The organism is Bacillus sp. GW823-FHT06B01 (assembly GCF_058952315.1).
The window spans coordinates 853,486-866,747 of the sequence record NZ_JBXAHR010000001.1; the positions used below are offsets into that span (position 1 = coordinate 853,486).

At 31.5% G+C, this 13,262-nt stretch carries 15 protein-coding genes and 1 pseudogene; 4 read left to right on the top strand and 12 right to left on the bottom strand.

Annotated features, from left to right (window positions below; all coding sequences use genetic code 11):
• Window positions 1-30: 30 nt before the first annotated feature.
• The gene (locus AC1Q8N_RS04445; RefSeq protein ID WP_000581036.1) at window positions 31-591 is read right to left on the bottom strand and encodes a helix-turn-helix domain-containing protein; all 561 of its coding nucleotides are present in this window, start codon (window positions 589-591) and stop codon (window positions 31-33) included.
• A gap of 171 nt (window positions 592-762) precedes the next feature.
• Between AC1Q8N_RS04445 and AC1Q8N_RS04450 the strand changes: the two genes are divergently transcribed.
• Window positions 763-1,650, top strand: a complete 888-nt coding sequence (locus tag AC1Q8N_RS04450) for a DMT family transporter (protein ID WP_098076241.1) — start codon at window positions 763-765, stop codon at window positions 1,648-1,650.
• A 39-nt stretch (window positions 1,651-1,689) separates the two neighbouring features.
• Here the strand turns inward: AC1Q8N_RS04450 and AC1Q8N_RS04455 are convergent, their stop codons facing one another.
• The 4 genes from AC1Q8N_RS04455 to catA all read right to left on the bottom strand — a co-directional run bounded on the left by AC1Q8N_RS04455 (window position 1,690) and on the right by catA (window position 4,758).
• Window positions 1,690-2,202 carry a GNAT family N-acetyltransferase gene (locus AC1Q8N_RS04455; RefSeq protein WP_048546760.1) on the bottom strand — a complete coding sequence of 171 codons (513 nt, stop codon included), beginning with the start codon at window positions 2,200-2,202 and terminating at the stop codon, window positions 1,690-1,692.
• Between the two features lie 157 nt (window positions 2,203-2,359).
• Window positions 2,360-3,286, bottom strand: a complete 927-nt coding sequence (locus tag AC1Q8N_RS04460; protein WP_048546758.1) for a GNAT family N-acetyltransferase — start codon at window positions 3,284-3,286, stop codon at window positions 2,360-2,362.
• Between the two features lie 52 nt (window positions 3,287-3,338).
• Window positions 3,339-3,866, bottom strand: a complete 528-nt coding sequence (locus tag AC1Q8N_RS04465) for a GNAT family N-acetyltransferase (protein ID WP_098068853.1) — start codon at window positions 3,864-3,866, stop codon at window positions 3,339-3,341.
• Window positions 3,867-4,107: 241 nt separating this feature from the next.
• On the bottom strand, window positions 4,108-4,758 hold the full coding sequence (catA, locus tag AC1Q8N_RS04470; protein ID WP_098068852.1) for a type A chloramphenicol O-acetyltransferase: 651 nt from the start codon (window positions 4,756-4,758) through the stop codon (window positions 4,108-4,110).
• Window positions 4,759-4,944: 186 nt separating this feature from the next.
• Here catA and AC1Q8N_RS04475 point away from each other — a divergent pair, with 186 nt between their 5' ends.
• The gene (locus AC1Q8N_RS04475) at window positions 4,945-5,127 is read left to right on the top strand and encodes a DUF4021 domain-containing protein (protein ID WP_048546755.1); all 183 of its coding nucleotides are present in this window, start codon (window positions 4,945-4,947) and stop codon (window positions 5,125-5,127) included.
• A 47-nt stretch (window positions 5,128-5,174) separates the two neighbouring features.
• Here the strand turns inward: AC1Q8N_RS04475 and AC1Q8N_RS04480 are convergent, their stop codons facing one another.
• The gene (locus tag AC1Q8N_RS04480; protein WP_048546754.1) at window positions 5,175-7,406 is read right to left on the bottom strand and encodes an MMPL family transporter; all 2,232 of its coding nucleotides are present in this window, start codon (window positions 7,404-7,406) and stop codon (window positions 5,175-5,177) included.
• Between the two features lie 122 nt (window positions 7,407-7,528).
• On the opposite strand from AC1Q8N_RS04480, the gene AC1Q8N_RS04485 reads away from it, so the two are divergent.
• On the top strand, window positions 7,529-8,152 hold the full coding sequence (locus AC1Q8N_RS04485; protein WP_048546752.1) for a TetR/AcrR family transcriptional regulator: 624 nt from the start codon (window positions 7,529-7,531) through the stop codon (window positions 8,150-8,152).
• Window positions 8,153-8,273: 121 nt separating this feature from the next.
• On the opposite strand, the pseudogene AC1Q8N_RS04490 reads toward AC1Q8N_RS04485, so the two are convergent.
• From AC1Q8N_RS04490 to AC1Q8N_RS04515, 6 genes and pseudogenes are all read right to left on the bottom strand, one after another.
• Window positions 8,274-8,876, bottom strand: a pseudogene (locus AC1Q8N_RS04490) (MBL fold metallo-hydrolase).
• Window positions 8,877-9,142: 266 nt separating this feature from the next.
• A complete protein-coding gene (locus AC1Q8N_RS04495) occupies window positions 9,143-9,550 on the bottom strand; it encodes a GNAT family N-acetyltransferase (protein ID WP_098076245.1) in 408 nt (135 codons plus the stop codon).
• Between the two features lie 598 nt (window positions 9,551-10,148).
• Entirely contained in the window at window positions 10,149-10,619 is a 471-nt protein-coding gene (locus tag AC1Q8N_RS04500) for a DMT family transporter (RefSeq protein ID WP_098076247.1), read from the bottom strand.
• Window positions 10,620-10,638: 19 nt separating this feature from the next.
• Window positions 10,639-11,331 carry a Crp/Fnr family transcriptional regulator gene (locus tag AC1Q8N_RS04505; RefSeq protein WP_141503388.1) on the bottom strand — a complete coding sequence of 231 codons (693 nt, stop codon included), beginning with the start codon at window positions 11,329-11,331 and terminating at the stop codon, window positions 10,639-10,641.
• A gap of 19 nt (window positions 11,332-11,350) precedes the next feature.
• Entirely contained in the window at window positions 11,351-11,776 is a 426-nt protein-coding gene (locus AC1Q8N_RS04510; RefSeq protein WP_000679406.1) for a DMT family transporter, read from the bottom strand.
• A 181-nt stretch (window positions 11,777-11,957) separates the two neighbouring features.
• Window positions 11,958-12,443, bottom strand: a complete 486-nt coding sequence (locus AC1Q8N_RS04515) for a DUF2798 domain-containing protein (RefSeq protein ID WP_048546722.1) — start codon at window positions 12,441-12,443, stop codon at window positions 11,958-11,960.
• Between the two features lie 210 nt (window positions 12,444-12,653).
• Here AC1Q8N_RS04515 and AC1Q8N_RS04520 point away from each other — a divergent pair, with 210 nt between their 5' ends.
• Entirely contained in the window at window positions 12,654-13,256 is a 603-nt protein-coding gene (locus AC1Q8N_RS04520) for a DUF2441 domain-containing protein (protein ID WP_098049368.1), read from the top strand.
• The last annotated feature ends 6 nt before the right edge of the window (window positions 13,257-13,262 follow it).

Genomic DNA, 13,262 nt, shown 5'->3' on the forward strand with positions numbered 1-13,262 from the left:
TTTTTCCCCGTAATAAAAATCACTTAATACTCATCCTAAAGATGGTGTCAATACAAATAAAATATGATTGGATTCATCACTTTTATTCAAAAAGCGATGTTTCACATTTGGCGGAATACGTACAACATCACCTTCTTCTAAAAAATATTCTTTTCCTTCTAACTCCACATACACTTCTCCTTTCATAACAACAGCAATCTCTTCTTTATCTTCATGTGAATAGTGACTTTCCGTTGTGTTTGCTTGTTTATTTAAATCCATTATTAACATTTCAATTCGTGCTTTCATAAAATCCGGTGTTAATACATCATATACAATGTGATCATTGTTCTCCCGATACACTTTTTTTCGATCTTTTTTCTTAGAAATGAGTGAATCTGTATCAATCTCATTAATAAAAAGTGTAAATAGCGGTACATTTAATGCTTTCGCAATTAATTCCAATACACTTAAAGAAGGATTCGCATATCCTCGTTCAATTTGACTAATTAGTGAAGTACTAATTCCTGCATAATCAGCAAATTCACGAATTGTCATATTATTTTTCTTACGATAACTTAATACAGTTTGTCCGAGTCTATCATGTATCATAGTAAAACCTTCCTTTCGTTCATTATATTGCATGTTTCGTTGTCTTTGTGCTGACATAGTAAACAAAGGCAAATAATCCTTTCCTATCGCCTTAAGGACTTATATACTTACCTTTGTACATTATATCGTATTTAGTTCATTATAATAAACAATCTATCGGAGGGACAAACTGTGAAATCACCTATTCTTTCATATTGCATCTTATTTTTCGGCGTATTCGCCCTATCCACTTCAGCAATTTTCGTAAAATTGGCAGATGCTCCTGCGGCTATCATTGCTTTTTACCGTTTATTTTTTGCTGCACTGATTCTATTACCGTTATTACTATTTAATAAAAATAATCGAAACGAGCTAAAAACAGTAACAAGAAGACAATGGGGATTCGGATTCATATCCGGGCTATTTTTAGCTGCACATTATGTACTATGGTTTGAATCATTACAATATACTTCTGTAGCGAGTTCTACAGTTATCGTAACGTTACAACCTTTATTTTCAATGATTGGTGGTTACTTTCTATTTAAAGAGAGATTTACGAAAGGAGCGGTTATTGGTTGCCTCATCGCTATTTCAGGAAGTATCGTCATCGGATGGCAAGACTTCCAAATTAGCGGAGAAGCATTATACGGAGATATTTTAGCATTTATTGCGGCCGGAATTATTACCGCTTATTTTTTCATTAGCCAACATGTTCGTAAATATTTATCACTTATACCGTATTCGGTAATTAGTTATGGAAGTAGTGCCTGTTTTCTCGGTATATTTGCCTACATGCAGCAAGAATCTTTCATCCATTACTCTACACAAACTTGGTTGTGCTTTATTGGCTTAGCTTTCATTGCTACGATTTTAGGTCAAACAATATTTAATTGGTTATTAAAATGGATGAGTGCTACAGTTATCTCTATGAGCATTTTAGGAGAAACGATTGGAACTTGTATACTAGCGTACTTTATATTAAATGAGACTATTTCTTTACAACAAGGACTAGGCATTACAGTTATTTTTATTGGCTTAGCATTATTCTTATTACAACCAAAACTACCAAATCACAACTAACAAATAAAAAAGCATGACATTAATTTGTCATGCTTTTCACTATTCATTATGTACAATTAAACCATCAGGTCTAAAACGACTCATCATAATTTCATTAATAAACTTTCCGTGAGCCTTCAAATTCCCTACTTTTATTCCCTCTTCTACAAATCCAAATTTTTCATATAGCGATTTCGCTTTCGGATTCGTTTCTAAAACACCAAGCTCTACTCGCTCTAACATTAACCAATTATCAGCTAAATCAAGCATTTTTGTAAGAAGTGCTTTCCCAATGCCTTTATTATGATATTCACTATCTACCCCCATAAACAAATCCCCCGAATGAGATCTACGTCCTGGGCTTTGGGTTAATCCAACAAATCCAACAACTTCTCCATCATACTCTGCAACAAATTCAAATTGATTTGGCGCTAAATTACGAATTCTATTTTCCATCGCATCTACACGCATACTAGGTAAGAAAACCATATAAGGTAATACATCACCTTGTACGCATATACGATGAATTGCTCTAGCATCTTGAATTTCTACCGCTCTTACTTTGATCCCCATAATTTCTTCCCTCCATATTCATTACAGTACAGTTTTCTTTCCATTCTAGACCTCTAGGTGAAATCCCTTCTCTTCTATGTTTCTTTATGTTATTTTTACACAATTATTTCAGTGTATCATCTGATTTACGAACACCTTATCTACACCAAATTACAGGTTAACTTTTTACTTTATTATATAACTCAAGTAGATTTTCAACTGGAATACCATTTATTTTCATACCGGATATATCACAATTTTCTATTTCAATATTTTTCAGATTACTATTACTAATCGTACTACCTTCTAAATCACATCTATTAAATGAAATAGGATCTTTATCTTCTCCGAGACTTGTATCTTTAAATTGAACTCCACCTAAAGTCACAAAATCAAATTTACTACCAGAAAGATTTAAATCTGCATATGAAGAATTTCTAAAATTTATATTTCTAAAATTTGATTGACTCACATTACAATTACTCATCTTCATATTCATCATATTGCTACCAACAAAAGAACCGTTTTTTAAATTCACTTGATAATACTCTGTATTTGCAAGATTACAGTTTTCGTATTGGCTATTTTTCATATCTTTATTTTTTATTAGGTTCTCTTCAGCTGACTCTACAGTTATTCTTTTTACATAACAATACTCATCTTCAGATTTAAAAGTTATTTCATAGCCCATTTTTTTATAAAAATGATGATTATTAAGTTGTCTACTAGATGTTTCGAGATCCCAAATCCTTATGCTTGGATATTCCTCTTCTATTAATTTAATAACATGTGATCCAATTCCTTTTCCTTGATAAACAGGATCTACAAAAATACGATCAATTCGACCGTATGACTTACCGGAGATTGTAACTATAATTCCCCCGATTATTTTTTCATCCATTATCACTTTGTAACAATCCAGCTCTTCAATCGAATATTTCATCATTTCTACTGAAGAATAGCCAGGTGGTTGGATGTTATAGTCAATACCATTACCTTGACCGCATAGCCATCGTTTTGCTTCTTCATCAAATGTTTTTGTCATTATTTCTGTTAACTTTTCAGCATCTAAAATTGTAGCTTTTTCTATAGATATTATTGTCATTTTTGTTTTCCCCTTCATTGTTACAAACCATTAACTTTTGTGAACGAAATAGTTATCCATTTACTTTCATTTTTAAATTTTTTCCCATTATTACATATGGAACATCATTTTTACTTGGATGAAATGGCTCTAATACATCAACCCAATCTAATCTTTCATATAAAGAACGTGCCTTTTTATTGTTTATTTGTGTTGTTAAAACACTCGTTCTATTTGAAATACCTTCTAATAATTTATTATGTAATGTTGTTCCAAGTCCTTCATTTCGATATTGCGGGTGAACTGCTAACTCTACAAATTCAAAACAATCTTCTAACCACTGCTCTACTTGTCCACAATTTAATGATTTTCTCATTAATTGATTATAGTACTGTCCATCTAATGAACGATAACCATAAGTAAAACCAACAACTTCATTTTCCTCATTCATTGCTACTATACCTTTAAAACCTGTATATTCTATATGTCTATTAATTCGCTCAATCATTTCAGTAAAATTTGTTTTCTCAAATACTTTACAATATAACTGTGCCATATTATTGATTAAAACCTCATCATTTTCAATATGTAAAAATTCCATTCTACTTCCCCCTCCTATTAAAACCGATAAATTATTCAACTTTTATATTTATTTAAAAATAGAGAAACTTCAAACTAATCATCTCTCTTCTATTAAACTACGAATATACCTATATTTTCCACTAAAAAAATAGTATACATGTATAAAAAGAAGAACATCTGTAAAATATACAGATGCTCTTCTTTTTATTTTCTACTTTATCTATTAAATATCAAAACTTATTCTCATTAAAAAATAAAAATTACTTAAGCCATTTGTTACAATTACTAATTAGTTGCTGTAAATCCTCTAGGAATCGACTCGCATGATACCCATCACAAACCGAATGATGTACTTGCAATGAAACTGGTAGCATAACCTTATTCTCTTCGTTAAAATATTTCCCACAAGTTATAATCGGTAATAGAAAATCACCATCATTATTAATATTTAGATTAAATCCAGTAAAACTAGCCCAAGGTATGCTAGAAATCGGAAAAACATTGGGAGGAATGTTTTCTTTCGTGAAGAGACCATGAACATTAGTATACAACCTCATATCCTCTTCATAGTTTTTATAGAAAATGTGAAAATCACTAGAATAATCCGTCCATATACTTGAAAAAGACTTATCATCTTTATGAAAGATTGTATAACTTGGTATCATTTCCTCCCAATATCCTAAAACTCCTTCATCGTTAAAACATGTTCGAAATTCTTTATGATTATTTATTACTCTAGAAATTAAATATATAAAAACGGGATAAAATTTTATTCCTTTTTGATGTAATTCCTTTAATAACCTCGTAATATCAACATTCACAGTCATACTAAACGTACATTTCAATTTTAAATAATGTTCAAAATACTGCTCTCTATTCCAATTTTCTCTGTCAATTATATAAAACTTCATTGTAATAGCCTCCTAAAAATTTTTTTATTTTAGAAGGCTAACTTTCTTGTTTTCACCAAACCTGTTCACTCCTAATAGTTAAAGTTTTTATTTAATTATATAACATCTACAAAAATTCATTCACATATTTATTGAAATCCAACCACATACTATTAATAAATCAACTGACGTTTGGAGGATTCAAACATGAATGACAAAAATGTAAATAAAAAAGATAATGCTATCGCAAACAATACACCTATTCAAAATAATAATACTGTAAACCTTAATGTAGAAGAACAAGCAATGAACGGCTTATATGGAATGCCAGAAACTTCTATTGAAGATGCTGATCATGCTGTAACTGATGATTTGACTTCAAAAAATTAATAAAATACATAGAAGAAGGCCAAGGAAAATATCCTTGGCTTTCTTAACTATGCATCCAATTTTTGTACTTCTTCACTCTTTCTTGAAAGCTTTCCTGGCCAAAAAGCAAAGCGACCTAGAACAACTGTAATTGCTGGTACAAGTAATGGTCTAACAATAAATGTATCTAGTAGTACACCAATTGCAGTTACAATACCAAATTGAACAAGAACTTGAATTGGAAGTGTACCTAACACTGCAAAAGTTCCTGCTAAAATTAAACCTGCGGATGTAATGACACTACCTGTTTGTATAACGCCATTTTTTATAGCATCCAAGTGATTTTGTGTCTTTCTGTTTTTCCATATTTCTGAAACCATAAAGATATTATAATCTTCACCTAAAGCAACCAGAAATACGAATGCATACAACGGTATCGCACCTTGAATGGCCGGCGCTCCCATACCATAATGAAGTAATAGCCACCCTGCTCCTAGTGCCGAAAAGAACGATAATACAACAGTTACAATTAAATAAATCATCGCGACAATTGATCGTAAGTAAACAAGTAATAATAAAGCTATAATACTAATCATTACTGGAATGATAACTGCTTCATCACGTTCCGTAATTTGCTTTGTATCATATAATGATGCTGTTTCTCCGCCAATCCATAGTTGATCTTCTGCATTACTAATCCCAGCATCTTTTAATACTTTTTCTACACTACTTTTCAATTTAGGGATTTGATCTAACGCTTCAATTGAGTATGGATTTTCAGCTAAAGAAACCTCATACATTTGTATTTGCTTATTTTCTTTACCCTCTTTTGGGTCTTTTACTGTATTTACAAAAGAAAATCTCTCTAGTTCTTCTTTAATAGGAAGCTCTTTTCCTTTCGTATCAACAACAACTTTTACTGGCGCTAATTCACCAGCTGAGAAATGATCACTAATTAACGTAAACCCTTCGCGGGAAGGCATATCTTTTGGAAACGATTCTAATAAGTCATATGTGTATTGAATACGTGGTACAAATGAAGCCAATCCACCTAATACAAATACAGTGAGCATAATTATTGTCCACGGTCTTCGTACTACAACATCTCCAAGCTTTTTACTAAAGGCACCTTTTGATTTTTTAACTTTTACGACTTTCTTTTTCTTTCTTGCAAACTCCTCATTCATCGAAGTTGTTCTCGGTATAAACGGGAAGAATGCAGCTCTACCGAAAATTAATAATAATGCTGGTAAAATTGTTAAAGCAGCAATTCCCATTATGAATACAGCAACACTAAATGGTACTGCAAATCGATGAAAGGCACCATAATGAGCAAGTAACAATGTTCCTAATCCAAGTACAACAGTAAGCGCACTCATTATAATTGCTCCACCAGAAGCTTTAATTGCAAGTTGCAGCGCCTTATATTTACTTTCTTCCTCTAGCAAGTACTCTCTATATCTCGAAATTAAAAATAAACAATAGTCCGTTCCAGCACCAAACAATAATACTGTCATAATTGATATTGCCTGAGCATCTACTTTAATCCATCCTTGATCAGCTAAAAAACCGAGTGTAGGACTAATAATACCGTATGCAAAGCCGACAACAAGTAAGGGTAAAATTGCTAAAATCGGTGAACGGTACAGTAAAATTAATAAAACTAATACGAGTAATACAGTAGCAATTAATAATTTCACATCTGCTTGACTAAATAAGCTAACTGCATCCGTTTGAATACCTACAGGTCCAGATAATCGAACGTGTAAACCAGCGTCACTTAGTTTTCGTTTGAATGGATCTTCATCGATTTTACTATTCACTATGTTTTTTAAATCATCAAGATTTCCTTTTAATATATCTGTTCCAGCTGCCTTGTTAAAAAATACCGGTGTAACAAATGATGTACCATCTTTTGATGCACTTTTTGATAATACTTGTTCTGGAATTGTATCAAATGGCGGTAACGTTGATTGTTCCTTTAAAGGACTGGCCTTTAATTCCTTATAAACGTCTTGTATGAGTTTATAATCCTGTGACTGTAATCCACCATCTCTGTACCATACTACTAACAAAGGATTCCCTGCATTATTCGGAAACTCTTTTTTCATAAGTGCTTCCGCTTGCTGCGACATAGCTGTTTCAGGTAAATTTTTCGGATTCGGTTCTTTCGTACTGTTTACTTGTGGCAATGTAAATGAAAGTAATAATGTAATAAGAATCCAAATCGATAAAGTTATCCACTGTGTATGCTTCCCTGCTACAAGCCTCCCTAACATATGTAACGGGTGCTTTTTCATAAAAACCCACCTTCCTTTTTTCCTCTAACATTAATTATATATACTGGTTGGTTAATTAATCAAGAATGAATAAAACTTTGTGTTATAATTATCTCAACAATACATGTCAGGAGCGAATGGATTTGGAACAAAAACAACGTCCTCTCGGAAGGCCTCGTCAAAATAAAAATACAAAATCTACAAAAGAAACCATTTTGGAAGTTGCAACTCGACTATTTCTTACTCAAAATTATCAAGTCGTTTCCATGGATGAAGTTGCAAAATTTTGTGGTGTTACGAAAGCAACCGTCTACTATTACTATTCAACAAAAGCAGATTTATTTACCGCTACTATGATTCAAATGATGGTACGTATACGCGAAAATATGTCTCAAATCCTTTCTACAAATAAGACTTTAAAAGAAAGATTATTGGACTTCGCTAAAGTCTACTTACACGCAACGATGGATATTGATATGAAGAATTTTATGAAAGATGCAAAACTATCATTATCTGAAGAACAATTGAAACAATTAAAAAATGCTGAAGACAACATGTATGAAGTATTAGAAAAAGCACTTGATAATGCAATGCAAATTGGAGAAATCCCAAGAGGAAACGCTACGTTTGCGGCTCATGCATTCGTATCTTTATTATCAATTGGGAATTTTAAAGATGAAAATCACAATCCTATTCTTACAAATATAGATGAATTAGCCCAAGAAATCGTTTCTTTTTATTGGAACGGGTTAGATCATTCATATTAAATAGATTACCTTTAATAAAAGAGCATGTTTGATTTTTTTTCAAACATGCTCTTTTATTATTTATTAACTATTAATTAGATTATACTTCAGCACAGTTTAACAAAAAATTCCTCTTCAACTTTTACAAATTTTGAATTTGAATCTTTATATTCTCCTTACTTAATCCTCCATGGTAACAAACTACCGATTCAATATCTAGATTTGAATACTTCTTTAAAGACTGCTGTGATTCCTTAACATTTAAAGTTGTTGGGGCATAAATTCCTCCTAACTTTCCATTCACACTATACATCGGGTCTCCTGCAATAAGGGTTTTACTTTGTTTCAAATATAAACTAATATGACCTGGAGTGTGTCCTGGGGTATGTAGAATTAGTATCCCACCGCAATACGGAAGTTCTTACCCATCTATCACCGTATTACTAACTTTTCCTTTTGGTGGATTCTCTACATTTCCATCTTTCAATAAAGGTAACTCTCCCTCAATATATGGCTTATCTAGCTCGTGCGCATAAACTTTAATATCGCTTACACCATTCTCCAATAAATCAGGAAGGCTACCTATATGATCTAAATCCTGATGTGTCAAAATCACAACTTTTAGCTTATCAAAAGATACCCCAACTTTCTCCATCTCTATTTGTATATCTTCAAATTGTCCAGGGAAACCAGTATCTATTAACACTGCCATTTCATCATCCCATAAAAGAATTGGGTGAATAATAAAGTGAAACTTTAATCAGTGGGGTTTTCTTCATCCCCCACTGATTATTAGTTGAACCAATCGGGCTTTTATGGGCAGTTGATCCCCCACCTAAATTCTTTGCTTTCGCTGAGTTTTGAGGGGGGTCTTACTGCCCATTAAAGCGGGATAAATTCTTGAAACTCAAGTTGTAACATTTCTACCCCTTTAGCAATCTCCATACAGCAATTCTCCTTTATACTGAAGTTTAAAAATATGTACGAGTAAACTGAAAATATAAAGCGCGACTATCTTTTAATATGTTTTGTCATCCCAATAGAGAATACCTCAAACCCTATAGATTCATAGTAAGATTGCAATCTTTCCACACACATAAGTTGGGGAATAACTTTGTTTTGTTCACAGTGCTGGATTAATCGTTCCACTATTTCTTTTCCAATGCCAATGGACTGATATTTTTGCAATACACATACACCACAAATAACGCCTGTTATTACACCATCGGATATAACACGCCCCATGCCTACTAACTTCTTATCATCAAAAGCATAAATTGCATACCAACTTTGTTTACACATTTGTTCTAACTCGTTAACCGTTAATTGAAGAAAATTCCATCCTAAAGATTCATATAAGACTAATAATCCATTGAAATCTGTCGGGTGTTCCATTGTGTAATTTATACTATTATTCATGTGAATACTCCTTATTCTCTTGTTTGTATTTCATAAAATCAACCAAATATGAAATGACCTTTAACAAACTTCCATAAGAACAAAATAACTCCTTCTCAACATAAAATAAAAAGAAGTTAACCTCACATCAGTTAACTTCTTTTATATAAATCTATCATTATATTATCAACCAAAAATCATACAGCTACAGACGATAAGAACAAACAAAACTAATAAACCATTTGAAAAATAACCCATAGAATACTACCCCTTTATTTCATTATGTAAAAAATTTTATCATAAAATGATTTACAACATAATAACTGAAAAAGACATTGCATGCATTAGTTACGTATGTTTAGTAATATTTTATTTTTGGTCATATTCTTCTTGCCTAAAGTAACTTCTTATACTCCTATACTTAAGTTCATATAACCTCGAAACAATATAAATAAAGAAGACCTCGACATATCGATCTCTTCTTTTCAACTATGCTAATTGCTAACTCATGTTTTTTTATTGAATAGATATAAAACTTTCACAAACAGGGCATATAAGTAAGGCATTCTCTACTGCATAAATATTTAATCAGATCATTAACACCTTTCCTTTATATTTTTTAAATCTCACCCCCAGTTATTTTAATAGATTTCTTATTCGAAAAAAGATTTTTAAAAATTCCTATCCCTATAATTAATAGACCTATACCAACTAATTTATTTATTTGTAATGGAATTCTCTCCATTCCAAACAATCCAAATGCATCAATACATAACGCAACTACTAATTGCGTTATGAGACTAATGAGCACCGTATATGCTGGACCTAAGCTCTTTATTGCACCCATTATACAAATAATTAATCCGATACCAAACAACCCACTTACATAAAACAAATAATTTGTAGTGTAAAAATTAACGCTTATACTTTTCTCTGTAATGATATAAAATAGCACTGAACTTATAAGACCTATTCCAAGAACACACGTAGTTGTTAACCACTGCCCTACATTTTCATTCACTTTCGTATTAAAAACAGATTGTAAGCTAATTAATATTCCTGCTAATATAGCTAAACTAAATCCAATCAAAATCTTCCTCTCCCTTTCATTACTCATAAATATTATCTTTAGCAACTTCCTTCATTTTAAAAAAGTCTTTAATTACAATAACTCCATTTCTCTTTTCAATTAATTTTTCTTTATAAAATTTTTGTAACACCCGGATTACGTGCCGATAACTTACTCCGATAAAATCCGCAATACTTGATATCGAAGTTGCATCCAAATCTTTTTTATACATATTCCCGTTACTATCAGTAGAAATAGAAAGTAAATAACTAGCTACACGTACTTCTACTGGATAAAGTAAATTAAGTGCTGTAAAGCGAGTCGATATTTTTAATGTGTTTGCAATGTTTTCAAGCAAGAAGTTCATAAATATAGGATCATGTAATAACTTATTTCTAATTACAGCATGAGAAATAGAGATGGCTATAACATCTGAACAAGCTTCAACGACATTATGCGCTTTGCTATTTTGTATTAATTCAATATCGCCAACAACCGCCAATGGGTTGATAAAACGAAGGATCAGTTTCTTCCCCTCTGGTGTAATCGTATAAACTTTTACTTTACCTTTAACAACAAAGTATAAACGATCCATTGCGTCATCTATATTGCATATAAACTTACCTTTATCAAAATGATTTACTTGAAAATAAGCTGTATCTATCTCTGAAAAAATTTCAAGCATTTTATTAGTTTTCAAATAATGGATAATTAAATCTGATCTATTCTCCATTTTCATTTCCTCCTTTCATTTACATATTAAATACAACAATACCTATAATCATTACTATTGTTCCCACAATATGATATCTCTCCATCTGTATCTTTTTTATTTGAAATAATCCCTTCATTTCAATTAGAGTTGCTGTTAATAATTGAGCAACCATGAGTGTTCCAGCTGTTAATGTAACTCCCATTGAATGTATTGCTATTGTTTCTGCACAAATAATTAACCCACCAAGTGCACCAGCTACTAAATATATTTTTTTCACATCCTTTAAAGCGACTACTTTCTCTTCTTTCTTTAACAAAAATACAGTTGTTGCAATAAGGACTCCAATTAAATGCGTTATAATACTCGTTGACCATATACCGATATGTGAACTAAGTTTTGCATTAAATGTACCTTGGAGTGTAATAAATACGCCAGCTAAAATAGCAAATACAACGCCTTTCAAAAAATCATCTCCTAATCTTCTATTTCTGACTTAATTAAAAGCTATAATCCTATAAAGGCAAAAGGACAAATGTCACATCAGTATGAAAATAGCTACAAATGAATAATAAAAAACACAACTCAAAATATTTGAGGTGTGTTTTTTATTTTTTTATCTTTATATAATATTTTAATAATTATAACTACGCTATATTAACAGGTTTATTCTTCAAAACAAACTTTCCAAATAAGAAACGCACAAGCGGCCCCATAATAATTAATTGTAATGGATACGCCATAATGAAGTTTTTAATAAAAATCGAGAAATACATTGAAACGAATGATTCACCATGTAACCCATTATGCAAATACATCATAGCCATACCATAAAACGACATGAAGAAAACCATTCCAATAACCATAGCTGTCGCCATCGCAATAATAACATTTACTTTTTTCGATTTATCAAATGGTAACGCGAAGACAAGTTTTTTCGCACAAGGTCCAACGATACATATTTCAATTAATAGTGCAATAATGAAGCCAATTATTAGTTCTAATGCGATCTCCTTAATATGAATTTGTCCCCCTGTTCCGTTCATCAATAAATTATAAAACGTCATTACAATAACCATCCCAAGGCACATCATCATACCAAACTGGAGGTTTTCCTTTCTTGTTGTTGGCAATTTCTATCATCCTTTCTGTTTAAGTCTTTGTCATTATATCGATTATGGAAACCTCTTCGTAAGTGAACATTTTGTGAACAAATTTAAAGCGTTATCATATTTTCTTTCCTTTCTGCTCAAATTCGCACTTTTACTTATAAAGGTTTTATATATTTCAATGTTGAATTATTAAATGTAACATTGAATTACATTACTACTAGGAGGATAACTATGTATGAACAAGAGTTTTGCGCATATCACATCGTAACAAAGAAAAAAATGAAGATTGGACAAATCATGCATTTCGATAAAAATCAAAAGAATACCCTATTTCATTTCTTTTTTGAAAGAGAACATTTAAATTCTAACGGTAAAGATGCAATCCAAATTTTAAAAGAACATTATACAAATGAAGAATTACATATAAAGAATGAAAATGCTACAGTAATTATGGATTATATGGATCAAACAATTAGAGCCGTTAGAGAAACAATTGTGGAGATGGTTAGGCTACAAGAGTATCCTGATTATCCGTCAAGATTGTCTTGTTTATATGCTGCAAGGAGCTATGAAGATGCTTTGAAATGGAAAGCATTATTTGATTCCTATAATCGAGAAGTTTTGCAGATTGTTAAACTACGAGTGATAGGAAATTGTTTTGAAGGCAACGGAAATCTTTTACCGAAAGAAGACGGTATTCCTTTCTCTCAAAAAATTGAACAAGCTAGAGAGTATTGGAAAGGAAACGTCAGTAATGAACTTCCTGAGTTACTAATCAATGGAAAAATTGAAGTGATGGAAATTATTGATGATTTTTCCGAAGTTTATATTTAGTTCCTA

Excerpts from the sequence above, each read along its gene's own strand:
- AC1Q8N_RS04445 (WP_000581036.1), bottom strand. The coding sequence starts at position 591 with ATGATACATGATAGACTCGGACAAACTGTATTAAGTTATCGTAAGAAA.
- AC1Q8N_RS04455 (WP_048546760.1), bottom strand. The coding sequence starts at position 2,202 with ATGGGGATCAAAGTAAGAGCGGTAGAAATTCAAGATGCTAGAGCAATT.
- AC1Q8N_RS04460 (WP_048546758.1), bottom strand. The coding sequence starts at position 3,286 with ATGACAATAATATCTATAGAAAAAGCTACAATTTTAGATGCTGAAAAG.
- AC1Q8N_RS04465 (WP_098068853.1), bottom strand. The coding sequence starts at position 3,866 with ATGGAATTTTTACATATTGAAAATGATGAGGTTTTAATCAATAATATG.
- catA (WP_098068852.1), bottom strand. The coding sequence starts at position 4,758 with ATGAAGTTTTATATAATTGACAGAGAAAATTGGAATAGAGAGCAGTAT.
- AC1Q8N_RS04475 (WP_048546755.1), top strand. The coding sequence starts at position 4,945 with ATGAATGACAAAAATGTAAATAAAAAAGATAATGCTATCGCAAACAAT.
- AC1Q8N_RS04480 (WP_048546754.1), bottom strand. The coding sequence starts at position 7,406 with ATGAAAAAGCACCCGTTACATATGTTAGGGAGGCTTGTAGCAGGGAAG.
- AC1Q8N_RS04495 (WP_098076245.1), bottom strand. The coding sequence starts at position 9,550 with ATGAATAATAGTATAAATTACACAATGGAACACCCGACAGATTTCAAT.
- AC1Q8N_RS04505 (WP_141503388.1), bottom strand. The coding sequence starts at position 11,331 with ATGGAGAATAGATCAGATTTAATTATCCATTATTTGAAAACTAATAAA.
- AC1Q8N_RS04520 (WP_098049368.1), top strand. The coding sequence starts at position 12,654 with ATGTATGAACAAGAGTTTTGCGCATATCACATCGTAACAAAGAAAAAA.